Source organism: Actinomadura sp. BRA 177, assembly GCF_013372625.1.
Lineage (GTDB): Bacteria > Actinomycetota > Actinomycetes > Streptosporangiales > Streptosporangiaceae > Spirillospora.
Genome location: NZ_JABXFD010000349.1, coordinates 1 through 21,192, shown reverse-complemented (window position 1 = coordinate 21,192; position 21,192 = coordinate 1). Strand labels below are relative to the sequence as shown.

Here is a 21,192-nt window from a genome sequence, read left to right as displayed (position 1 = left end):
AGAGCTCGCGGGCGAGCGGCGTCAGGTCCCGGCCCGGCCGGTCGTTCAGCGCGACCCGGTGGCCCTGCGCGGCGAGCCGCCGCGCCACCGCCGTGCCGAGCCCGCCGCCCGCCCCGGTGACCAGCGCGACCGCCATCACATCACCATCCCCGAGTTGGGGGAGAGGATCTCCCCGGCGCAGAACGTCGCCTCCTCCACCAGGTAGGCGGCGGCGAGCGCGACCTCCTCGGCGGAGGTGAGCCGCCCGGTGGGCAGCGTCTGCACGAAGGCGGGCCTGCGCCACGGCGAGTTCTGCGGCAGCATCGGCGTGTCGGTCGGGCCGGGCGCCACCGCGTTCACCCGCACCCCGGCCGGCGCCAGCTCCGCCGCCAGCGACCGGACGAGCCCGATCACCGCGCCCTTGGCGGCCGAGTAGTGCGCCTCGCCGTCCCCGCCGCCGATGGCCAGGTCGGAGGTGACCGCGACCACGGTGCCCCGGCCCCGCTCCACCATCCCCGGCGTCACGGCCCGGCACACGTTCACGACGCCGCCGAGGTGCACCCGCAGCATCCGGAGCCAGTCCGGCCAGGCGATGTCGGACACCGGGACGATCGCGTAGTGCCCGGCCGCGCACAGCGCCGCCTCGATCGGCCCCATCTCCCGCTCGATCCGCCGGACCGCGGCGCCCACCTGCTCCGGGACGGCCACGTCCACGCCCACCGTGTGGTCGGCGTCCGCCGCCGGGACGAGGTCCAGCCCGGCCGTCGTCCAGCCGCGGCCTGCCAGCTCGCGTACCGTCGCGCCGCCGATCCCGCCGGCCGCGCCGGTGACGAGTGCGACTCGCTCCCGCATCCGGATCACCCCCCGAAGCTTCCAGGCAAACCCGACATAATTCCAGGTGGCAAGGGGTGGGGCGATTTCTTGGCCGACCGCACCGCGACACGCCCGGACCGTCGTACCCTTCTCCAACGCACGGTTCTCCCAAAACACGGTCACGGGCACGGACCACCCCCGCGCCGGGGTGAGATGGTGAAGTGGTGACCAGTGATTCGGGGGTGCAGCACACCGTCCGGCAGCTCCTGGCGGTGCCGCGGTTCCGGCTGCGCCTGGTCGCAGGGGAGACCGGCATCGACCGGCCGCTGCGCTGGGCGCACTCCACCGAGCTGCTCGACCCCGCGCCCCACCTGCGCGGCCAGGAGATCGTCCTGACGGCCGGCGCGTCGCTGCAGGACCCGGGCGCCTGCGCCGCGTTCGCCGAGTCGGTGAAGGCCGGCCGGGCGAGCGCGATCGGCTACGGCGTCGGCGACGTGACCGGCGAGGTGCCGGACGCGCTGCGGGACGCCTGCGAGCGCCTCGGCCTGCCGCTGCTGGAGGTGCCGCGGGAGGTCCCGTTCCTCGGCTTCACAGAGTGGTTCGCCGAGCGGCTCGCGTCCACCCGCGACGAGCGGCGCGAGTGGGAGGAGACCGGGCGGCTGCTGCGCATGGTCCAGCAGGGCGTCGCGTCTTCCGAGGCGCTCCGCGACCGGGTCGACGACGCCGGGCTCGACCCGGCGGCGCTGCTCGTGATCGCGATGGACGGCGTCGCGGAGGAGCTGCCGGGCGTCCTCGGCGTGGACGGCGACATCGCGCTGCTCATCACCAACGACGCGCACGCCTGGTCCGAGCCCGCCGGCGTCGGCAGCCCCGGCCCGCTCGACCACCTGCCGGTCTCCCTCGCCGAGAGCCTCACCGCCCTGGACTCCGCGCGCCGCGGCGGCGGCGTCGTGCACGCCTCGGACCTCGCCACCTTCCAGGCCCTCCTCGGCCGCCTCGACCAGGACCAGCTGGCCCCGTTCGTCCAGCAGATCGCCCGCCCGCTGAACGAGTACGACAGCGCCCACGGCACCCGCCTCACCGAGACCCTCCGCACCTTCCTCGACCTGGGCGGCGCCGTCGGCGCCACGTCCCGCGCCCTCTTCCTCCACCCGAACACCCTCCGCCACCGCCTGGCCCGCATAGAGTCCCTGACCGGCCGCGACCCCCTCCAGTTCGAAGACCGAGTGGCCTTGGCCATCGCCATCTGGGCCGTCGTCCAACGCTGAGAAGCCGCGCACAAAAGGCGCCTCGACAAAAGCGCACCCGTGGGCCCGCTACTGTCCATATATGTCATGATTTATGCATTGCGTCCCCAGGGTGCGCACCCGCCTTTTCTCAGCAGGACGGCGAGAAGACGCGACAGTGGCCGGCCCACCACGCCTGCCCGGCCCCAACCATTCCCAAGACCCGAGAACGCGCTCGCCCGGACGAACGCTACGCGGGCCGCCCCGCCCGGCCGGGCCGAGAGCGCGACCTCGCCTTTCTTGATCTGCTGGGCGCGGCGAATGGCGGGTGGGGCGCGGCTGGGCGCCAGCCGGGGTCTGACCTCGCATTTCTTGCCCTGCTGGAGGGGCGAACGGCGGGAGGGGTGGCTGGGCGCCGGCGGGTGGTGCGGCCTCGGTCTTCCTGGTCTGCTGGATGTAGTGGATGGTGGGGTGTCGCTGGGTGTCGGCTGGGGGTGCGGAGGGTGACGGGATCGTGGCTCGGGCGTAAGTGGTCGGCTCGGGTGTGGCATCTCTCGTCACCGGTGTCCCGTGGACCTCGGGAGTGTGCACATTATGGACATTCGTTAATGTCCTGAACGTCGATGTGTTCGTGCCGAATTTCGCGTTCGCGGGCGGGGGCGGGGTGGCGGGTCTAGGTTTGCGGGAGACGTACGGGAGAGACGGATCCGTACTATCCCCGAAGGAGCGTCTGACCCATGACGGATGCGCCATCACCAGCGACCGGCGGCCCGGAGCAGGGGCCCGAAACGAAGATCAACACTGATGTCCCGCAGTCGGCCCGGATCTGGAACTACTGGCTCGGCGGCACCGACAACTACGAGATCGACCGGGTCGCGGGGGACGAGTACTTCTCGCTGTATCCCGGGATCGTGCCCATCGCGCGCGCCGGCCGCTACTTCATGGACCGGGCGATCAGGTTCCTGGCGCTCGAACGCGGGATCCGGCAGTTCATGGACTGCGGCACCGGGCTCCCGACCGTGGACAACACCCACGAGATGGCGCAGCGGGCCGCGGCCGACGCGCGGGTCGTGTACGTCGACAACGATCCGCTCGTCCTCGCGCACGCGCGGGCACTCCTGACGGGCACCCCGGAGGGGCGGACGTCCTACATCGACTGCGACCTGCACGACCCCAAGACGATCATGGACCGGGCGGGAGAGATCCTCGACCTGTCGCGGCCCGTGGGGCTGCTGCTGATCGGTGTCATGGGGCACATCGTCGACCCCGACGAGGCGTTCGGCGTCGTGCGGGGACTGCTGGAGCCGCTGGCGTCCGGGAGCTACCTCATCCTGCACGACTCCACCGACGAGAACGCGGCGTTCAACGCGGCGCAGGCCGCGTACGACGAGACCGGCGCGATCCCGTTCCGGCTGCGCAGCCCCGCGTTCATCCGGGAGTACTTCGACGGGCTGGAGATCGAGGAGCCCGGCCTCGTCACCAGCGGGGCGTGGCGGCCCGAGGTCGGGGGGATGGACGTCGAAGATCTTCCGACGCTGTGCGCGGTGGCGCGGAAACCCTGACGCGGAGGCAAGGTCGCGCACCGTTTCCTTCCCGCAGCGCTGCGTGAAGCTATAGTGAGGGCCGTCGTCCCTGGCCGATCCCCCCGACGAGGAGTCCCGTTGGCCTCCGTCACGAGAACCGCCAGCAGGCAGCCGTCCCCCGCCCGGCCGGCGCGCGCCCACGGGGACCCGCTGGTTCCCCGGATGCTGCTCGGCCGGCGGCTCCGCGAGCTGCGCGAGCGGGCCGGGCTCTCCCGGCGGGACGCGGGACGGATCGTGCACGGCTCCGAGTCCAAGATCGCCCGGCTGGAGCAGGGCCGCACCGGGAGCCGGCCGCGCGAGACCGCCCGGCTGCTCGCGGTGTACGGCGCGGACGGCGACGAGCGCACCACCCTGCTCGCCCTCGCCGAGCAGACGACCGCGCGTGCCTGGTGGCACGACGACGGCGACATCGTGCCGTCCTGGGTGCGCCCCTACCTGAGCGCCGAGCAGGCGGCCAAGCTGGTCCGCACGTTCGAGGCCCAGTTCGTGCCGGGCCTGCTGCAGAGCGAGGGCTACGCCCGCGCGCTGATCCGCCGCGCGAACCACCCCGAGGACGAGGTCGAGCGGCGGGTGGAGTTCCGGATGCGGCGCCAGCGGGTGCTGCGCCGCCGGCCGCGCCCGCTCAACCTGTGGGTCGTGCTGGACGAGCAGGCGCTGTGGCGTCCGATCGACGGCCCGGAGACGATGCGCGGGCAGATCCGGCACATCATGCAACTGTGCGGGCGGCCGAACGTCACCGTCCAGATCGCCTCGCCCGGCGCCTCCGTCCGGGCAGCGGGGGACGGGCCGCTCACCCTCGTCCGGTTCCCGCAGCAGGGCCTGCCCGACATGGTGTACCTGGAGCGCGGCGACGGCGCCGGCTACCCGGTGCGGCGCGCGGAGATCGAGCGGCACTGGCACGTCTTCAACACGCTGGTGACCGAGGCCGCGCCGCCCGAGCGGACGCCGCGCATCCTCGCCCGGCTGCTCGCCACCTTCTGATTCCTCCGCCGCGCCGTCCCACCGGGATGAGACGCGGGTCTCGCGAAAATGAGTCTCGGGATTAGACGCAAGTCTCGCCTTGAGTCCAATATAACGGAACGGGAAAATTTGCTGACCAGCGGTCATCCGCGGGCGCACCGATCACATATTCCCGGCTGACCACTTCCGGCCTTGCTCGACAAATTACGGTTATTCGGGAGGGATCCCGGAGCGGTTCGGGGACGTACGTCCCAGGGGCCTCATGACGGGCCATGTTTACCGGGCCTTCGCCCGGATATCGGGCATCGATGAACACCCCCGCGCCGCCGCCGCCCCGAAGGAACGCCAATGTCCGTCAGCGAGCGTTTGTGGAACGAGACCGAGGAACGCCGCACCCGGATCGAACTCCAGCGCCGGGAGAACTTCCCGGTCGCGACCCGCCTGCTCCCCGCGCGCCATCGCGAGCACCTGCTGAACGTCTACGGCTACGCCCGGCTCGTGGACGACATCGGTGACGAGGCGCCGCCGGGCGAGCGCGCCGAGCTGCTCGACCTGGTGGAACGCGACCTCGACCGCGTCTACGCGAGCAAGGCGCCGGAGCTGCCCGTCCTGCGCGACCTGGCCCGCACCATCGCCGCGTGCCGCATCCCGGCCGAGCCGTTCCGCCGCCTGCTGGAGGCCAACCGCCGCGACCAGGAGGTCACCCGGTACGCGACGTTCGACGACCTGGTCGGCTACTGCGCGTACTCCGCCGACCCCGTCGGGCACATCGTCCTGCACGTGTTCGGCGCCGCCACCGAAGACCGGCTCCTGCTGTCGGACAAGGTGTGCACCGCGCTGCAGATCATCGAGCACTGCCAGGACGTCGGCGAGGACCACCGCAACGGCCGGATCTACCTGCCGGGCGACGACCTGAAGCGGTTCGGCTGCACCGAGGACGACCTGACCGCGAAGACCACGCCCACGCGGCTGCGCGGCGTCGTCGCCCTCCAGGCCAAGCGGGCGGGAGCGCTGCTGGACGAGGGCGCCGCCCTCACCGGCCGGCTCCAGGGGTTCGCCCGCGTCGCCGTCGCCGGGTACATCGCGGGCGGCCTGGCCACCCTCGCGGCCCTGGACCGCGGCGGCCACGACGTCCTGGGCAGCCCGCCGCGGCCGAGGAAGACGCGACTTCTCGCCGAGTGGTCGCGGACACTGGGAAGGAGATGACGGGGTGGACGCTCCCAGCGCCTATCAGCACTGCGAGGACATCGTGCGCTCGCAGGCGCGCAACTTCTCGTACGGGATCCGGCTGCTTCCCGCACCGAAACGGCGCGCGCTGAGCGCCGTCTACGCGTTCGCCCGCCGCATCGACGACATCGGCGACGACCACGACGCGCCGCCCGCGACCCGGCTGTCGAAGCTGGGCGACGAGCGCGAGCGCCTCGCCGACGCGGACGCCCACCCGTCCGACCCGGTGCTGGTCGCGCTGTCGGACGCGGCCCACCGCTACCCGATCCCGCTGGAGGCGTTCGGCGAGCTGATCGACGGCTGCGAGGCCGACGTCCGCGGCGAGACCTACGACACCTTCGAGGACCTGCACTGGTACTGCCGGTGCGTCGCCGGTGCCGTCGGCCGGCTGTCGCTCGGCGTGTTCGGCACGTCCGACCCGGAGACGGCCGTGCCGCGCGCCGACGCGCTCGGTGTCGCGCTGCAGCTGACGAACATCCTGCGGGACGTCCGGGAGGACGGGCTGAGCGGCCGCACCTACCTGCCCGCGAAGGACCTCGCCAGGTTCGGCTGCACGCTGCAACGGGACGGTTCCGGCCGGCTGACCGACGACCCGGAGCGGCTCGCGGAGCTCATCCGGTTCGAGGCGGACCGGGCGGAGGAGTGGTACGCGACCGGGCTCAAGCTGCTGCCCATGCTCGACCGGCGCAGCGCCGCGTGCGCCGGGGCGATGGCGGGCATCTACCGGCACCTGCTGAAGCGCATCAAGGCCGACCCGCTGACCGCGCTCGACACCCGCACGTCCCTGCCCACCTGGGAGAAGGCGGCCGTGTCCGCGATGGCCATGTCCGGGGTGCGTCGATGAGCGGGGCGGACGTCGCCGTCGTCGGCGGCGGCCTCGCCGGGATCACGACGGCACTGGCGCTCCAGGAAACGGGCATACGGACGACGATCTACGAGGCGCGGCCACGGCTGGGCGGCGCCACGCACTCCTTCACGCGCGACGGGCTGACCGTCGACAATGGGCAGCACATCTTCCTGAAGTGCTGCTCGGCGTATCAGGGGCTGCTCGAAAGGCTGGGCGCGACGAACCGGGTCCGCGTCCAGGACCGGTTCGACGTCCGCGTCCTGACCCCGGACGGTTCCGGCGGTCGGTTGCGCCGCGCCAAGGCACCCGGCCCGCTGCACCTGGTGCCCGCGCTCGCCGGGTACCGGCTGCTGTCGCCCGCCGACCGGCTGCGCGCCGTCCGCGCGTCGCTGGCGCTCGACCGGCTCGACCCGGACGACCCGGCGCTGGACGCGTCCAGCATGGGCGGCTGGCTCGCCGGCCACGGCCAGCGGCCGCAGGCCCGCGACGCGCTCTGGGACCTGTTCGTCACGGCCGCGCTCAACATGCGGCTGGACGACGCCGCGCTCGGCCCGGCCGCGATGGTGTGCCAGACCGCGCTCCTCGGCCGCGCGGACGCCGCCGACATCGGCGTCCCCACGATCCCGCTCGGCGACCTGCACGGCACGATCGCCGCGGCGAAGATCAAGCGGGGCGGCGGGCGGATCGAACTGGGCGCCAAGGTCACGTCGGTCGACGCCGGGCCGAAGCTCGTCGTGAACGGCGCCCCGGTCAGCGCGGACGCCGTCGTCATGGCGGTGCCGCACCGGGCGGCGGCGTCGCTCGTCCCCGATGAGGCGTCCCCGGACCGGGCGAAATGGGACGGTCTCGGCTCCAGCCCCATCGTCAACGTCCATGTCGTCTACGACCGGCCGGTCTTGGACGAGCCGTTCGTCGCCGCCGTCGGCTCGCCCGTCCAATGGGTGTTCGACCGGACCGCGGTGAGCGGCCTGTCCGGCGGCGGCCAGTACCTCGCGGTCTCGGTGTCGGCGGCCGACCGCTGGATCGACACGCCCACCGCCGAACTGCGCGAGGTGTACCTCGCCGAACTCGGGCGGCTGTTCCCGGCCGCCCGCCGGCGCGTCACCGACTTCTTCGTGACGCGGGAACGGCACGCCACATTCCGTCAGAGCCCCGGCAGCGGCGCGCTGCGTCCCGCGTCCGCGACCCGGCTGCCGTGGCTGTTCCTCGCCGGCGCGTGGACGGACACGGGCTGGCCCGACACGATGGAGGGAGCCGTGCGAAGCGGCCTTACCGCCGCCCGCCTCGTCCGGCGGCACCTGCGGCAGGTGCGGACCGGCGGGGTGAGCGGCCGATGACCACCATTCCCCACTCGATCACCGACGGGCGCGCGCTCGTCGACCAGGCGATGCGCACGTCCGCGGACCGGCTGGACCCCTGGACCCGGCGCGTCGTCGCCTACCACCTCGGCTGGACCGACGAGCACGGCCGGCCGGCGAAGGCGGGCGGGAAGGCGCTGCGCCCCGCGCTGGCGCTGCTGTCCGCCCGCGCCGCCGGCGCCCCCTACGAGACGGCGCTGCCCGGCGCGGTCGCCGTCGAGTTCGTGCACGCGTTCTCGCTGCTGCACGACGACATCATGGACGGCGACCGGACCCGCCGGCACCGTCCCGCCGCGTGGACGGTGTTCGGCCCGTCCGCCGCCATCCTCGGCGGCGACGCGCTGCTCGCGCTGTCGGAGGAGCTGCTGCTCGACGAGCACACGCGGGGCGCGCACTGGGCGGCGCGCGCCCTGGCCGCCGCGACGCAGCGGCTCATCTCCGGGCAGGCGTTCGACCTCGGGTTCGAGCAGCGCGCCGACGTGTCGCTGGACGAGTGCGTCACGATGGCCGCCGACAAGACGGGCGCGCTGCTCGCCTGCGCCAGCTCGATCGGCGCGATGCTCGGCGAGGGGCCGACGCAGCTCGTCACCGGGCTGACCGGATTCGGCGCCGAGATGGGTCTCGCGTTCCAGCTGGTGGACGACCTGCTCGGCATCTGGGGCAGCCCGGAGACGACCGGCAAGCCCGTCCTGTCCGACCTGCGGGCCCGGAAGAAGTCGCTGCCCGTGGTGTACGCGCTGAACGCCGGGACGCCGGACTCCGCGCGGCTCGCCGAGCTGTACGGGAAGCCGGACGAGCCGTCCGAGGACGCCCTGCTGGAGATGGCCCGGCTGGTCGAGGCCGCCGGCGGCCGGGACTGGGCCGCCGCCGAGGCGGACCGCCGGATCGCGTCCGCCGAGCGGCAGCTCGCCGAGTCCGGGATGGACGACCACGTGGCCGCCGAGTTCCGCGACATCGCCCTGTTCGTCACCTCCCGGGACCACTGACCCGGCCATGCGCGAGTCATGAGTAAGGAGACCGCTGAATGACCACGACGGAAGCTCCGGGGCTCACCGGCGCGGCGGCTGCGGCCGCCGACGCGGCCCGCGGCCACCTGCTCGGCCTGCAGTCGCCGGAGGGCTGGTGGAAGGCCGAGCTGGAGACCAACGTGACCATGGACGCCGAGGACCTGCTGCTGCGCCAGTTCCTCGGCATCCGCACCGAGTCGGAGACCGCGGACGCGGCGCGCTGGATCCGCTCGCAGCAGCGCCCGGACGGGACGTGGGCGAACTTCCACGGCGGCCCCGCCGACCTGTCCACCACGATCGAGGCGTACGTCGCGCTGCGGCTCGCCGGCGACCCCGTCGACGCCGACCACATGCTCGCCGCGGCCAAGTTCGCGCGGGACGCGGGCGGCATCGAGGGCAGCCGGGTGTTCACCCGGATCTGGCTGGCGCTGTTCGGGCAGTGGTCGTGGGACGACCTGCCGGTCATGCCGCCCGAGCTGATGTTCCTGCCGAGCCGGGTCCCGCTGAACGTCTACGACTGGGCGTGCTGGGCGCGGCAGACGATCGTCCCGCTGACGATCCTCGGGTCGCTGCGTCCCGTCCGGCCGCTGCCGATCGACCTGGCCGAACTGCGCAGCGGCGTCACCCCGCCGGACGACGCCAAGGGCTGGGGGCGGGCGTTCAACACGCTCGACCGCGTCCTGCACGTGTACGAGAAGACGCCGGTGCGGCCGCTGCGCCGGGCCGCGCTGCGCCGCGCCGCCGACTGGATCATCGCGCGGCAGGAGGCCGACGGCTGCTGGGGCGGGATCCAGCCGCCGTGGGTGTACTCGCTGATGGCGCTGAACGTCCTCGGCTACGACCTCGGCCACCCGGTCATCCGGCGCGGGCTGGACGGCCTCGAACGGTTCACGATCCGGGACGAGCAGGGCCGCCGGCTGGAGGCGTGCCAGTCGCCGGTCTGGGACACCGTCCTCGCCATGAACGCGCTCGGCGACTCGGGCACGCCGCCCGACGACCCCGCGCTGCGGCGCGCGGCGCGCTGGATCGTGGACGAGGAGGTCCGGGGCCCGGGGGACTGGTCGGTGCGCCGGCCGGACACCCCGCCGGGCGGCTGGGCGTTCGAGTTCGACAACGACGTCTACCCCGACACCGACGACACCGCCGAGGCGATCCTCGCGCTGCGCAAGGTGGCGTTCCCGGAGGCTTCGGAGCCGATCGAGCGGGCGATCCAGTGGCTGAACGGCATGGCCTCGCGGGACGGCGGCTTCGGCGCCTTCGACGCCGACAACACCCGCGAACTGTGCACCAAGCTGCCGTTCTGCGACTTCGGCGCTGTCATCGACCCGCCGTCCGCGGACGTCACCGCCCACGTCGTCGAGGCGCTCGCCAAGGAGGGCCTCGCGGAGACGACCGTGGTCAAGCGCGCGGTCGTATGGCTGCTGAAGGCGCAGGAGGCGGACGGCTCGTGGTTCGGGCGCTGGGGCGCCAACCACGTGTACGGGACGGGCGGCGTGGTGCCCGCGCTCATCGCCGCCGGGGTGCGTCCGGAGAAGCCCGCGATCCGCCGCGCCGTGGCGTGGCTGGAGGAGCACCAGAATCCCGACGGCGGCTGGGGCGAGGACCTGCGCTCCTACGACGACCCGGCCTGGATCGGGCGCGGCGAGTCCACCGCGTCCCAGACGGCGTGGGCGCTGCTGGCGCTGCTCGCCGCCGGGGAGCGTTCCGCCGCCGTGGACGCCGGCGTGCGGTGGCTCGTCCAGAACCAGCGCCCGGACGGGAACTGGGACGAGGACCAGTTCACCGGCACCGGGTTCCCCGGCGACTTCTACATCAACTACCACCTGTACCGGCTGGTGTTCCCGATCAGCGCCCTGGGCCGCTATCTGGAAGGAGTCACATGAGCCGGCTGCTGGTGTGCGCGGCGCTCGGCGTCGAGGCCCGGGCCGTCTCGGCGGACGGGCTGCGGATCGTCCGGACCGGGATGGGACCGGCCAAGGCGCGGGCCGCCGCCGCGAACCTGCCCTCGCACGACGCGCTGGCGGTCGTCGGCTGCGGCGGCGCGCTGGACGAGCGGCTCCGCCCCGGCGACCTGTTCGTGGCCACCGAGGTCCGGGGCCCGTCCGGGACCGTGCCCTGCCGCTCGGCGGAACCGCTCGCCGGCCTCCTGGAGCGGACGACCGGCGCGACCGTCCACCAGGGGCCGCTCGTCACCGTCGACCACATCGTCTCCGGCGCCGAACGCGCCGACCTCGCCGCCGACGGGGCGATGGTCGTCGACATGGAGTCCTCGGTGCTGGCCGAGGCGGCGGGGGACCGGCCGTTCGCGGTGGTGCGCGCCATCGTCGACACGCCCGGCCGCCCGCTGGTCAGCCCCGCCACGCTCACCGGCGGGACGGCCGCGCTGCGCCGGCTGCGGAAGGTCGGCCCGGCCCTGCGCGAATGGGCGGACGCCGCCGGGCCCCGCCGCCTGCTCCTCGCCGGCCCGCGCTCGTTCTGCGCCGGCGTGGAACGGGCCATCGAGATCGTGGAACGCGCGCTCGACCTGCACGGCCCGCCCGTCTACGTGCGGAAGCAGATCGTCCACAACACCCATGTCGTGGACGACCTCAGCCGCCGCGGCGCCGTCTTCGTGGACGAGCTGGACGAGGTCCCGCCCGGCTCGGTGACCGTGTTCTCCGCGCACGGCGTCGCGCCCGCCGTCCGCGACGAGGCCGGGCGGCTCGGCCTGCGCGTCGTCGACGCGACCTGCCCGCTGGTGTCCAAGGTGCACGCGGAGGCCCGCCGGTTCGCCGCGTCCGGGCACCTGGTCGCGCTGATCGGGCACGCCGGGCACGAGGAGGTCGAGGGCACCCTCGGGGAGGCGCCGTCCTCGACCGTCCTGGTCGAGACGCCGGACGACGCCGCGGCGCTGCCGGCCGGCCGGCCCGTCGCCTACCTCACCCAGACCACCCTCGCCGCCGACGAGGCGGGCGAGGTGGCGGCCGCCATCACCGGCCGGTTCCCGGACGCGGTCGGCCCGCACACGGGCGACATCTGCTACGCCACCACCAACCGGCAGGAGGCCGTCGTGGGCGTCGCCCGCGGCAGCGACCTCGTGCTCGTCGTCGGCTCGGCCAACTCGTCCAACTCCCGCCGCCTCGTCGAGGTGGCCGAGTCGCACGGCACGCCGGCGGTGCTGATCGACGGGCCCGGCGACGTCCCGCTGGGACGGCTCGCCGGCGCCCGCGTGGTCGGCCTGACCGCCGGAGCGTCCGCGCCGCCGGCCGTGCTGGACGCGGTCATCGACGTGCTGCGCGGTCTCGGGCCGGTCGAGACCGAGGAGCACACGGTCACCGTGGAGACGACCGAATTCACCCTGCCAAAGGAGGTCCGAACACAATGAGCATGCCGCTTCGCCAGAGCCTTCGCATCGGAACCTATATCCTCCGCAACAAGATGCGCGGCAGGGAGAAGTTCCCGCTGATCGTCGAGCTGGAACCGCTGTTCGCGTGCAATCTCTCGTGCGCGGGATGCGGGAAGATCCAGCACCCGGCGGACACGCTCAAAAGGCGCATGCCAGTCGAGCAGGCGGTCGCCGCCATCGAGGAGTGCGGCGCGCCGATGGTGTCGATCGCGGGCGGGGAACCGCTCATGCACCCGCAGATCCACGAGATCGTGAACGAGCTCGTGAAGCGCAAGAAGTTCGTCTTCCTGTGCACGAACGCGGTGCTCATTCCCCGGCACATCGACAAGTTCAAGCCGTCGCCGTACTTCGCGTGGGCGGTGCACATCGACGGGCTGCGGGAACGGCACGACGAATCCGTCTGCAAGGAGGGCGTCTTCGACGACGCCGTCGCCGCCGTCAAGGAGTGCAAGAAGCGCGGGTTCCGGGTCACCACCAACACGACGATCTTCAACACGGACACCCCGCAGAGCGTCATCGACGTCATGAACTACCTCAATGACGACCTGCAGGTCGACGAGATGATGATCTCGCCGGGGTACGCCTACGACAAGGCGCCCGACCAGGAGCACTTCCTCGGCGTCCAGGAGACCCGGGAACTGTTCAGCAAGGCGTTCGCCGACGGCAACCGCAAGCGCTGGCGGCTGAACCACTCGCCGCTGTTCCTGGACTTCCTGGAAGGCAAGGTCGACTTCCCCTGCACGGCCTGGGCGATCCCGTCCTACTCGCTCTTCGGGTGGCAGCGTCCCTGCTACCTGATGTCGGACGGCTACACCCAGACCTACAGGGAACTCCTGGACGAGACCGACTGGGAGTCCTACGGGCGGGGCCGCGACCCGCGCTGCGCGAACTGCATGGCGCACTGCGGCTACGAGCCCACGGCGGTCATGGCCACCGTCGGCTCGCTGAAGGAGTCCATCCGGGCCATGCGCGACACCTGATCGATATGCCCGGAGAGTGCGGTTTCGCCGCACTCTCCGGGCGTACCGTTCTACGATGGTGATCATGGCGGACGACTGGCCTCCGGCCGAACTCGACCTCGACAAGCCCACCATCGCCCGCGCCTACGACGCGCTCCTCGGCGGCAAGGACAACTTCGCCGCCGACCGCGCCCTGGCCGACCAGACGTCCGCGCTGATCCCGGGCCTGCGCGAATCCGCGGTCGAGAACCGGAAGGTCCTCGTCCGCGGCATCCGCCACCTGGCCGGCGAGGCCGGCATGGACCAGTTCCTCGACCTCGGCAGCGGGCTGCCCACCGTCGAGAACACCCACCAGGTGGCGCAGCGCGAGAACCCGGCGGCCCGCGTCGTCTACGTGGACATCGACCCGCTGGTCTCCGTCCACGGCCGGGCCCTGCTGGCCGACAACGACGTCACGCGGGTGATGACCGGCGACGTCCGCGACCCGGCGGCGGTCCTTTCCGACCCCGCCGTCGAGGGCTTCCTCGACTTCTCCCGGCCGGCCGTGATCATGATGGTCGGGATGCTGCACTACCTGTCCCCGGACGTGGTCGACGGCGTCGTCGCCGCCTACCGCGACGTCCTGGCCCCGGGAAGCCACCTCTTCATGACGTCCCTCGTGGACACGGGCCTGCCCCAGCAGCAGGAGCTGGCCCGCATCACACGAGAGAACCTGGGGGAGGGCTGGGCGCGCACCCCGGCCGAGATCGAAGCCCAGTTCGGCGACTTCGCATTGATCGAGCCGGGCGTCACCTACACCGCCCTATGGCGTCCCGACGCTCCCGCCGACCCGGACAACCTCACCCCGGGCGAACAACTGGGAATGGCGGGAATCGCCGTCAGGCTTCGCTGAGCTTGACCGGGCGGTAGGCCTTGTACTCGCTGCCGGAGTCCAGGCCGTAGTCGCGCGTCCGGTAGTCGGTGCCGTAACGGCCGCGCTGCTCGTACGCCCAGTAGGACGTGTGGTCGTCGTCGGCCCACTTCTCGAAGATGACCACGTGCCGCGTCGTGTTGGTGCCCTCGGCGTCCATGACGAGGTCACCCTTCTTCAGCTCGGACATCTTGATGCGCTCGGTGAACCGGGACGACGTCAGCCCGACCGTGTTCGGCCCCGGCTTCGGCAGCCCCAGAGTCATGGACACGAATCCCGAGCAGTCGGCCCGATATCCCTCATGGGACCTGACCTGGCTGTAGCGCACCCGGTCGTCGCTGTGCGGATTCCATGACTTGGCCCGCTCGATGACGTCGGACCGCTTGTCCTTCTCGGACTTCTCTCCCGACCGTTCGGCCGGCTCCGCCTTCCGCGGCTTGGGAACGGTGTGGACGGCGGCGACCGACGCACTCTTCTCATCCGGCGAACCGGCCGCCTGGATGGTCGTGGCGGCCACACCGAACACGGCGAGACCGACGAGCGCGCCATTGGCGCGGGGGCTCAGCCCGAGCAGGCCCGGACGTTTGCTGTGCTTGCCTTTCAAAGGGGGGCTCCTTCTTCCATGTGCCGCCTACCGGGTTAGCTGACGGGTTCGGACGTGGAAGTCGCCCTACGGCCAGAGAGAGGCCGATTCACCCCAGTGAGGGTGGGTCCCCGGCTCCGCACGACGGCGGACTCGGCGGTTGCCGCTGCGATATGAGAGAGCGGCGTTGCTGTTGTCAGGCCCTTGACGAAGGGCTCGGGCGGGACGCGATCGCCGCGTGCCGCCGGACGACGCGTGGGGCGCGCCGCCGCCACCGGCCGTGCCAGGTGGGACAAGAACGCCTGGTGAGCGCCTTGGCGGGGGTCAAGCTAACTCACATCACCAAGGGAAGGCAAACCCTTCGAAAATCAAACCTGCAGCTCACCGCCCTGCGGGGCCGCGGATCCCCCTCCGCGGCGGGGCTTCGCGCCCCCTCGGGGACGGCGCCTCCCGCCGCCCTCCGTGATCTTCACCGCGGACCGGGCGGGCGCCCAGGTGACGACGTTCAGCGAGTTCCAGAGGTGTCCAGCTTTTCGGTGATCGGGAGGTACCTCCTGGTGGGCTGGTCCGGTCCCTCCAGCCGGGGCCGGTACCGGAGATCGCCGAAATTCCGGTAGGCGGCCGAATGCGGCGGCGAGCGGGCATTCATCCACCGATGAATGGAGCCCCACCATGTCCCAGAATGACGGCCAGTATTACCGGACCGGCGGCCAGCCGAGCCATTCCGGCACCCCCGCCGCCCGGACGTCCCGTCCGGCCACGACCTACATCGGCTTCTACTTCTGGTGGTGGTGCGGCGTGACGGTGCTCTTCGTCATCGGCAGCCTGGTCACCCTCGCCCACGACCTGGTCGGCACGGGCCTGCTCGGCCTCCTCATCGCCGGCCTCTCCGCCCTCTACACCCGCTACCTCTACCGGGGCGGCCGCTTCCGGATGATCTTCATCATCTTCTGATGGGACGCGCCGCCCTAGATCCCGTCCGCCGCCGGGCAGCCCTCGGTCTTGCCGTGCGAGGGCACGAGCTGGGCGTCGCCCCAGACCGCGCGGTAGGACTTTCTCGGCTGCTCGGTGCCGTTCTCCGACGCGATCAGGGCCGTGCGCAGATTGAGCGTGGTGTAGGGCGAGATGTCCTCGTCGAAGACCGCGGGCTTGCGGGGGCTGGCGTTCTTGCTCGTCACGACACGGTCGTCACCGAGCAGGGTGAATTTCGACGGTCACGTTCGGCGGGTCCTCGTCCGGAATTCCGGCCAGCGCCTTGAAGCGCGCGTATTTCGCGGTGGGCGTCAGAGTGAAGGTGCTGGGCCGGCCGATCGTGCCCAGTTCCAGGTAGACGCTCCTGGCGCATGTCCGGCCGGTGATGCGGACGCCGCCGCGCCCGAGCCAGCCGACCTCGGTGTGGAGCTCGCCGCTCGGCAGGTCGCGGAGGAAGACCGGTGCGCGTGCCGTGGCGGGCGCACCGGCCTTCTCCGCCGGTTCCTGGTAGAACCGCCCGCCGGGTACCTGGGTCGAGACATGCGCCACGAGCAGGCCGTCAACGAGAATGATGAGCACCATGCCCACGACGGCGGTCACTCCGCCGGTGTGGACGTTGACGCGGGTGTCGTGCTTGGTGTTGATGTCGCGACCCGCCGCGTTCACCTTGGTCTCTACAGCGGGGCGGCGCGCACCGCGTCCCACGAAGAACGCGATCAGCACCATGGCGGCGGCGAAGCCGCTCCAATACCAGTCGCCGCCGAACACCCGCCCCGCCGCACCGGCCGCCGCGCACACCAGCAGCACGAAGGCCGCCCGCACCATCCCGCGACGCACCCCGCCGCTCTTTCGGCCGCTCATCTCAGAACGCGCCGCGGTAGGCCGCGACGAAGACGAGGACGGCGACGATCGCCGCTGCGGCCAGGAGGACCAGCCCGCCTGTGTAGATGGTCGTCTTCTTCTCGTTGTTGGTCGTGATGTCGCGGCCTGCGGCGGTGATAGTCCCGCTGACGTTGCGCATGCTCACGCTGCTCGACCCCGGCGGGGCCGGGGCGGTCAGCTGCGCGCGGTCGACGGCGTCCAGGAGTGCGGCGGCGAAGGCGGCGTCGGTCTCGGCCGCGTGCCGCAGCAGGTCCTGGACGAGCGCGTTGTTGTCCGGGTTCGTGGCGTACGCCGTGAAGGCGGCCTCCCGCCCGTCCCGGACGAGTCGTCCCCGGACCAGGTCGTAGAGGTCGCCGAGCGCGGCGTCGCCGTCCGCGATGGCGGGGAGCCGCGCCCCGAGGACCTCTACCGTCGTCGTCGCCAGTTCGTCCGCCTGCATGGGAACCACCTCCTGAGCTGGGGGACCGGTCAGTAGCTCGCGTCGCCGCACTCGGCGGCGATCGGCGAGGTGGTGGTCTCGACCTCGAGCATGTTGAACGAGTCGGACTCGCCCATCTTCTTCAGCCGGGGTCCGGCGGCCTGGATCGAGGCGTCGCCCTCGTAGCGGCTCGCGACGTCGCCGAGGTCGCGCAGCGAGGTGAAGACGCCCTTGTTGGAGAGCGGGTGCCAGCCGCTGTACTCGGACCTGAAGTGCTTGTAGGCCGAGCACAGCTCCTTGTGGCCGGTGGGGCCGGTGTCGGCGCAGCCGGCGGCCAGCGGCAGCACGGCGGCGGCGCAGACGGCCGCGATGGAAGGGCGGTTCATCGGATGTTCCTCCCAGCGATCTCGGAATTGGAGATGGTGACGTCGCGTCCTTCGATGCGGACGCCACCGGACGGCGGGGGAGGCGAGGGGCGGGACGCGCCGGCCGCGAGGCGCGCGGCGCGGCCGTCGTCCCCGGGGACGTGCAGCCAGGCGCGCACCCGCGTTTCCTTGGCCACCACGTCGACGGGGTGGAAGGCGTCCAGATCGATGGCCGGGTCGCCGTAGCGGACGATGCCGCGGTGGATCTGCTCGGAGACCAGGTAGGCGACCGGGCCGCGGGCGTTCTTGAGCGCAGCCTTCAGCACGGCGGCCTCGTTCAGCCGGAACGTTTCGTTGAGGTCGCCGCCGACGAAGCCCCGCTCGTCGCGGTAGACGTCGCCGGCGTGCAGGGCGACGCGCAGGCGCAGCGGCAGTGCCGGAGCGGTGTCGGCCAGCCGCAGGACGGCGGCGACGATCACCGGTCGCGGGACGTCCGCCGGCCAGAGCATCAGCACGGCGTCGCCACGGTCCTCGCGGACGCATCGCCCCCACAGCGGGCCGAGCGCGCCGGACAGCCACCCGTACAGGGCGTCGCGGGCCTGCCGCTGCATCAGGTCGGTCAGGGTGCCGAAGCCCTCGATGTCGGCGATCGCGAAGGTCGCGGGCGCGGGGTACTGGTTCACGAACGTGCCTCCCGTGTTCACCGGCCGCCGAGGAGCGCGGCGAGGCCGAGTACGGCGAGCAGCAGGACCGCCGTCGCGAGCACGGCCGTCGCCAGGAGCGCGGCCGGACGGGGCCGGTAGGTGAACCCGCCGATCGTGATCGCGACACCGCCGCCGTTCCGCGCCTGCTCGCCGGTCACGGTCAGGTCGCGTCCGGCGATGCGCGCGTCCTGGATGTGCAGGTCGTTGCCGGCCTGCACGTGGACCGACGACCCCTCGCCGGACGGCGGGCTGCTGTGTTCCATGACCGGGCCCCCTTGTTCACGGCGGAACGGGCTCAACAGTGCGGAGTCGGGTTACGGGAGGTCAACGCGGTTGCGCGCGGTGGCGGGAGGCGCCGGCGGGACGGATGGGGCCGCGGTCCGGATCGTCCGGCCATCGCCGCAGTTCAGCGCCGCGCACCGGCCGTAGCGGGTACGTACCGGGGCCGGTCGGGACGGATCCGGCGAGCGGCCCGGAATGGCGCACGTGCGCCATTCAGCCGCCCGGTTCCGGCGGGGCGGAGCCGTCCCCGTCGACCTCGGCGAGGAACGCCGAAAGCCGCTCGAAGCTGATCACCTCGATCGTCCCGTGCCCGGTCGTCACGATGCCCCGCTCCCGCAGCCGGCCGAGCGCCCGCACCACCGAGCTGCGGGCCACCCCGAGCATCTCGGCGATCTGGTGCTGGTAGCGGAACGGGGCGCCGTCGCCGCGCCGCGTCCGCTCCAGCAGCCGCGCCACCCGGACGACGGTCCGCTCCGTCCGGCCGTCGCCGTTCAGATCGGCGCACCGCAGCCGGTGCACGAGCACCCGGAGCAGGGCGTTCCGGACGCCGTCGTGCCGCCGCATCACCCGGTCGAACGCCTCGTGGGAGAGCACGGCGACACGGCCCGCCCGGACGATCTGGACCGTGGCCGAATGCGGCTGCCCGTCGATGAGGGACAGCTCGCCGAGGATGTCGCCGGGCCCGCGGTAGGCGACCCACGCGCCGTCTCGGAGCACCCGCGCGGACGCCGTCAGCAGGATGACGATCTTCGCGGACCGGTGGTCCTGCACGTAGATCTCCGCGCCGTCCGCGACCTGCCGGACGGTGCCGGCGTCGATCAGCCGCTGCCGCTCCTCCGTCCGCAGCAGGGACAGGAACGAGGCGCCGTACTGCGCGCCGGGCCGGTGCTGGGACATGATTGCCTCGTTCGCGATCGGGCGGAGTTCGCCGGGGAGGGCCACGGCATGAGCGGTGATGCGGCGCACGGCTGGAACCACGGCTGGAACCTCGTCTACGACGACGCCGGCGTGTCCCACGTCCGGGCCGCGGGCCCGGTCACCCGCGTGCTCGCGGTCGCCGACGAGTGGTTCCCGGCGCGCGGCGGCCTCAGCTCGCTGAACCGCTACCTGTGCGGGGCGCTCGCCGCGGCGGGCGCGGAGACGTACTGCCTGGTGCCGGGCGCGTCCGCCGCCGAGCGGGCGGACGCCGAACGGTCCGGGGTGCGCCTCGTCGCCGCGCGCCGGTCGCCCGGGACGACCGAGCGGGAGGCGCTGATGCGCCGGCCGCCGCTGCCCTCCGGCGTCGTCCCCGACCTGGTGATCGGGCACGGCCGGGTGACCGGGCAGATCGCGAAGGCCCTGACCGAGGACCACTTCGCGGGCGCCGCCCGGCTGCACCTCGTCCACATGGACCCCGACGACATCGAGTGGTTCAAGCTCGACCGCGAGGACGACGCGGGCGTGCGCGCGGAGGAACGCGGGCGGCTCGAACTCGACCTCGCGCGGGACGCGGCGGCGGTCATGCCGGTCGGCCCGCGGCTGCACGAGAAGCTGCTGCGCGACCTGCCGGACGGGCCGCGGCTGCTCCGCCTCGACCCCGGCTTCGACGCCGCCGGCTCTGGTGAGCACACCGCCCCGGCGGGCCGTCCGCTGATCATGATCATGGGACGGCTGGCGGACGCCCGGCTCAAGGGCCTCGAACTCGCCGCGCGGGCGATCGGGCACGCCTGGGCGCTGGACCCGCGCGCCGCCGGCTGGGAGCTGCTGGTCCGCGGGGCGCCGGCGGGCGACGAGCACCGGCTGCGCGAGCGCGTCCTCGACCTGATCGGCCACCGGTCCGCGAACGTGACGGTGCGCGCCTACTCCGCGGAGACGTCCGTGATCCGGGACGACCTGCGCCGCGCCAGCCTGCTGCTCATGCCGTCCCTGGTCGAGGGGTACGGGCTCGTCGGGCACGAGGCGATCGTGCTCGGGACCCCGGCGCTGGTCAGCGCGCGCAGCGGGCTCGGCGGGCTGATCACGGAGGTCGCCCCGGCGGAGGCGGCGGACGTCGTCGTGCCCGTCCTGCACGACGACGCCCGCGACGTCCCCGTCTGGGGCCACCGCATCACCGCGATCATGACGGACCGGGCGTGGGCGTTCGCGAAGGCGGAGGCGGCGCGGCAGGTCCTCGCCCGGCGGCGGACCTGGGCGATGGCGGCGGAGGAACTGCTCGGCCTCGTGCGCGCGGGCGGCCGCTCCGGCGGGTGAGGGCACGGCCGACAGGTCACCACGGCGGCCCGCCCGGGCACCGCCGTGCCTGGAGAACGCTGGACGGGACTGGACGCTACCCGGCATCCGCCTCCAGCCTCGCCCGGACTACCCGGGGCGGCCTCCAGCCTCGCCTGGACTACCCGGCGTCGGCCTCCAGCCTCGCCCGGACCGCCCGCGCGGCGGGATGGCGCATCGCCTCGAACAGCGCGAGCGACTCGGCGCGCCGCGCCCGCGCCCGCGCGGGATCACCGGCCGCCCGGTGCGCGTCGGCGAGGTCGTCCAGGACGTGCGCGGCCCAGAACCGGTCGCCGAGCCGCCGGTCCAGCTCCAGCGAGTGCTCGAACCGGACGATCGCCCGCTCCGGCATGCCGAGCCGCCGCTCGATGCGTCCGATGGTGCGCAGCGCGTCGGCCTCGCCCTCCGCGTAACCTGGCTCTTATACACCTCCGGCCCCCCCCAGCCACGCCACAAGGCTAACACCCAGACACCCCCGCCGCCAC

Annotated in this window: 24 protein-coding genes and 1 riboswitch; of the genes, 13 read left to right on the top strand and 11 right to left on the bottom strand. The window is 72.8% G+C overall.

Annotation, left to right across the window (positions count from 1 at the left end; all coding sequences use genetic code 11):
- Positions 1-136: SDR family NAD(P)-dependent oxidoreductase (locus HUX53_RS43070; protein WP_176404554.1), on the bottom strand; the 136-nt coding region annotated here is incomplete at its 3' end.
- Positions 136-831 carry an SDR family NAD(P)-dependent oxidoreductase gene (locus HUX53_RS19005; protein WP_176404553.1) on the bottom strand — a complete coding sequence of 232 codons (696 nt, stop codon included), beginning with the start codon at positions 829-831 and terminating at the stop codon, positions 136-138. The genes HUX53_RS43070 and HUX53_RS19005, both read right to left, overlap by 1 nt.
- 185 nt (positions 832-1,016) lie before the next feature.
- Here HUX53_RS19005 and HUX53_RS19000 point away from each other — a divergent pair, with 185 nt between their 5' ends.
- The 11 genes from HUX53_RS19000 to HUX53_RS18950 all read left to right on the top strand — a co-directional run bounded on the left by HUX53_RS19000 (position 1,017) and on the right by HUX53_RS18950 (position 14,236).
- Positions 1,017-2,060 (top strand): PucR family transcriptional regulator, encoded by a 1,044-nt coding sequence (locus HUX53_RS19000; protein ID WP_176404552.1) that lies wholly within the window; start codon positions 1,017-1,019, stop codon positions 2,058-2,060.
- Between the two features lie 695 nt (positions 2,061-2,755).
- Positions 2,756-3,580, top strand: coding sequence for an SAM-dependent methyltransferase (locus tag HUX53_RS18995; RefSeq protein WP_176404551.1), 825 nt, complete (start codon positions 2,756-2,758; stop codon positions 3,578-3,580).
- 99 nt (positions 3,581-3,679) lie between these two features.
- Positions 3,680-4,582, top strand: coding sequence for a helix-turn-helix transcriptional regulator (locus HUX53_RS18990; protein ID WP_255205403.1), 903 nt, complete (start codon positions 3,680-3,682; stop codon positions 4,580-4,582).
- 327 nt (positions 4,583-4,909) lie between these two features.
- Complete coding sequence (hpnC, locus tag HUX53_RS18985; protein ID WP_176404550.1) at positions 4,910-5,767, top strand: squalene synthase HpnC; 858 nt, start codon at positions 4,910-4,912, stop codon at positions 5,765-5,767.
- Positions 5,768-5,771: 4 nt separating this feature from the next.
- Positions 5,772-6,632: a presqualene diphosphate synthase HpnD gene (gene hpnD, locus HUX53_RS18980; protein ID WP_176404549.1), complete on the top strand. Its 861-nt coding sequence runs from the start codon at positions 5,772-5,774 to the stop codon at positions 6,630-6,632.
- Positions 6,629-7,972: a hydroxysqualene dehydroxylase HpnE gene (hpnE, locus tag HUX53_RS18975; RefSeq protein WP_176404548.1), complete on the top strand. Its 1,344-nt coding sequence runs from the start codon at positions 6,629-6,631 to the stop codon at positions 7,970-7,972. The genes hpnD and hpnE overlap by 4 nt, the downstream gene beginning before the upstream one ends.
- Positions 7,969-8,979: a polyprenyl synthetase family protein gene (locus tag HUX53_RS18970; protein ID WP_176404547.1), complete on the top strand. Its 1,011-nt coding sequence runs from the start codon at positions 7,969-7,971 to the stop codon at positions 8,977-8,979. The genes hpnE and HUX53_RS18970 overlap by 4 nt, the downstream gene beginning before the upstream one ends.
- 38 nt (positions 8,980-9,017) lie before the next feature.
- A complete protein-coding gene (gene shc, locus HUX53_RS18965; protein ID WP_176404546.1) occupies positions 9,018-10,883 on the top strand; it encodes a squalene--hopene cyclase in 1,866 nt (621 codons plus the stop codon).
- A complete protein-coding gene (gene ispH, locus HUX53_RS18960) occupies positions 10,880-12,364 on the top strand; it encodes a 4-hydroxy-3-methylbut-2-enyl diphosphate reductase (protein WP_176404545.1) in 1,485 nt (494 codons plus the stop codon). Before shc ends, ispH begins: the two co-directional genes overlap by 4 nt.
- Complete coding sequence (hpnH, locus tag HUX53_RS18955) at positions 12,361-13,365, top strand: adenosyl-hopene transferase HpnH (RefSeq protein WP_176404544.1); 1,005 nt, start codon at positions 12,361-12,363, stop codon at positions 13,363-13,365. Before ispH ends, hpnH begins: the two co-directional genes overlap by 4 nt.
- A 55-nt stretch (positions 13,366-13,420) precedes the next feature.
- Positions 13,421-14,236 carry an SAM-dependent methyltransferase gene (locus HUX53_RS18950; protein WP_255205402.1) on the top strand — a complete coding sequence of 272 codons (816 nt, stop codon included), beginning with the start codon at positions 13,421-13,423 and terminating at the stop codon, positions 14,234-14,236.
- Here the strand turns inward: HUX53_RS18950 and HUX53_RS18945 are convergent.
- A complete protein-coding gene (locus HUX53_RS18945) occupies positions 14,223-14,858 on the bottom strand; it encodes a hypothetical protein (protein ID WP_176404543.1) in 636 nt (211 codons plus the stop codon). The two genes, HUX53_RS18950 and HUX53_RS18945, sit on opposite strands and share 14 nt — an antisense overlap.
- A gap of 9 nt (positions 14,859-14,867) precedes the next feature.
- Positions 14,868-15,006: riboswitch (cyclic di-AMP (ydaO/yuaA leader) on the bottom strand.
- 503 nt (positions 15,007-15,509) lie between these two features.
- Here HUX53_RS18945 and HUX53_RS18940 point away from each other — a divergent pair.
- A complete protein-coding gene (locus HUX53_RS18940) occupies positions 15,510-15,791 on the top strand; it encodes a hypothetical protein (RefSeq protein WP_176404542.1) in 282 nt (93 codons plus the stop codon).
- Between the two features lie 14 nt (positions 15,792-15,805).
- Here the strand turns inward: HUX53_RS18940 and HUX53_RS18935 are convergent, their stop codons facing one another.
- The 7 genes from HUX53_RS18935 to HUX53_RS18905 form a co-directional block, all read right to left on the bottom strand.
- Positions 15,806-16,015 carry a hypothetical protein gene (locus tag HUX53_RS18935; protein WP_176404541.1) on the bottom strand — a complete coding sequence of 70 codons (210 nt, stop codon included), beginning with the start codon at positions 16,013-16,015 and terminating at the stop codon, positions 15,806-15,808.
- Positions 16,016-16,025: 10 nt separating this feature from the next.
- On the bottom strand, positions 16,026-16,670 hold the full coding sequence (locus tag HUX53_RS18930) for a hypothetical protein (RefSeq protein ID WP_176404540.1): 645 nt from the start codon (positions 16,668-16,670) through the stop codon (positions 16,026-16,028).
- A gap of 1 nt (position 16,671) precedes the next feature.
- Positions 16,672-17,130 carry a hypothetical protein gene (locus tag HUX53_RS18925; RefSeq protein WP_176404539.1) on the bottom strand — a complete coding sequence of 153 codons (459 nt, stop codon included), beginning with the start codon at positions 17,128-17,130 and terminating at the stop codon, positions 16,672-16,674.
- Between the two features lie 29 nt (positions 17,131-17,159).
- Positions 17,160-17,495: a hypothetical protein gene (locus tag HUX53_RS18920; RefSeq protein ID WP_176404538.1), complete on the bottom strand. Its 336-nt coding sequence runs from the start codon at positions 17,493-17,495 to the stop codon at positions 17,160-17,162.
- Positions 17,492-18,157 (bottom strand): adenylate/guanylate cyclase domain-containing protein, encoded by a 666-nt coding sequence (locus HUX53_RS18915; protein ID WP_176404537.1) that lies wholly within the window; start codon positions 18,155-18,157, stop codon positions 17,492-17,494. The genes HUX53_RS18920 and HUX53_RS18915 overlap by 4 nt, the downstream gene beginning before the upstream one ends.
- A 17-nt stretch (positions 18,158-18,174) precedes the next feature.
- Positions 18,175-18,441 (bottom strand): hypothetical protein, encoded by a 267-nt coding sequence (locus HUX53_RS18910; protein ID WP_176404536.1) that lies wholly within the window; start codon positions 18,439-18,441, stop codon positions 18,175-18,177.
- 232 nt (positions 18,442-18,673) lie between these two features.
- A complete protein-coding gene (locus HUX53_RS18905; RefSeq protein WP_176404535.1) occupies positions 18,674-19,357 on the bottom strand; it encodes a Crp/Fnr family transcriptional regulator in 684 nt (227 codons plus the stop codon).
- A gap of 48 nt (positions 19,358-19,405) precedes the next feature.
- Here HUX53_RS18905 and HUX53_RS18900 point away from each other — a divergent pair, with 48 nt between their 5' ends.
- Positions 19,406-20,689, top strand: a complete 1,284-nt coding sequence (locus tag HUX53_RS18900) for a glycosyltransferase (protein WP_176404534.1) — start codon at positions 19,406-19,408, stop codon at positions 20,687-20,689.
- A 139-nt stretch (positions 20,690-20,828) separates the two neighbouring features.
- On the opposite strand, the gene HUX53_RS18895 is transcribed toward HUX53_RS18900, so the two are convergent.
- A complete protein-coding gene (locus HUX53_RS18895) occupies positions 20,829-21,095 on the bottom strand; it encodes a tetratricopeptide repeat protein (RefSeq protein WP_255205404.1) in 267 nt (88 codons plus the stop codon).
- Positions 21,096-21,192 lie beyond the last annotated feature (97 nt).

Excerpts from the sequence above, each read along its gene's own strand:
- HUX53_RS18930 (WP_176404540.1), bottom strand. The coding sequence starts at position 16,670 with ATGAGCGGCCGAAAGAGCGGCGGGGTGCGTCGCGGGATGGTGCGGGCG.
- hpnE (WP_176404548.1), top strand. The coding sequence starts at position 6,629 with ATGAGCGGGGCGGACGTCGCCGTCGTCGGCGGCGGCCTCGCCGGGATC.
- HUX53_RS18905 (WP_176404535.1), bottom strand. The coding sequence starts at position 19,357 with ATGTCCCAGCACCGGCCCGGCGCGCAGTACGGCGCCTCGTTCCTGTCC.
- HUX53_RS18995 (WP_176404551.1), top strand. The coding sequence starts at position 2,756 with ATGACGGATGCGCCATCACCAGCGACCGGCGGCCCGGAGCAGGGGCCC.
- HUX53_RS18900 (WP_176404534.1), top strand. The coding sequence starts at position 19,406 with ATGAGCGGTGATGCGGCGCACGGCTGGAACCACGGCTGGAACCTCGTC.
- HUX53_RS18920 (WP_176404538.1), bottom strand. The coding sequence starts at position 17,495 with ATGAACCGCCCTTCCATCGCGGCCGTCTGCGCCGCCGCCGTGCTGCCG.
- HUX53_RS19005 (WP_176404553.1), bottom strand. The coding sequence starts at position 831 with ATGCGGGAGCGAGTCGCACTCGTCACCGGCGCGGCCGGCGGGATCGGC.
- hpnC (WP_176404550.1), top strand. The coding sequence starts at position 4,910 with ATGTCCGTCAGCGAGCGTTTGTGGAACGAGACCGAGGAACGCCGCACC.
- HUX53_RS18910 (WP_176404536.1), bottom strand. The coding sequence starts at position 18,441 with ATGGAACACAGCAGCCCGCCGTCCGGCGAGGGGTCGTCGGTCCACGTG.
- HUX53_RS18970 (WP_176404547.1), top strand. The coding sequence starts at position 7,969 with ATGACCACCATTCCCCACTCGATCACCGACGGGCGCGCGCTCGTCGAC.
- HUX53_RS18940 (WP_176404542.1), top strand. The coding sequence starts at position 15,510 with ATGTCCCAGAATGACGGCCAGTATTACCGGACCGGCGGCCAGCCGAGC.
- hpnH (WP_176404544.1), top strand. The coding sequence starts at position 12,361 with ATGAGCATGCCGCTTCGCCAGAGCCTTCGCATCGGAACCTATATCCTC.
- shc (WP_176404546.1), top strand. The coding sequence starts at position 9,018 with ATGACCACGACGGAAGCTCCGGGGCTCACCGGCGCGGCGGCTGCGGCC.
- HUX53_RS18950 (WP_255205402.1), top strand. The coding sequence starts at position 13,421 with ATGGTGATCATGGCGGACGACTGGCCTCCGGCCGAACTCGACCTCGAC.
- ispH (WP_176404545.1), top strand. The coding sequence starts at position 10,880 with ATGAGCCGGCTGCTGGTGTGCGCGGCGCTCGGCGTCGAGGCCCGGGCC.
- HUX53_RS18925 (WP_176404539.1), bottom strand. The coding sequence starts at position 17,130 with ATGCAGGCGGACGAACTGGCGACGACGACGGTAGAGGTCCTCGGGGCG.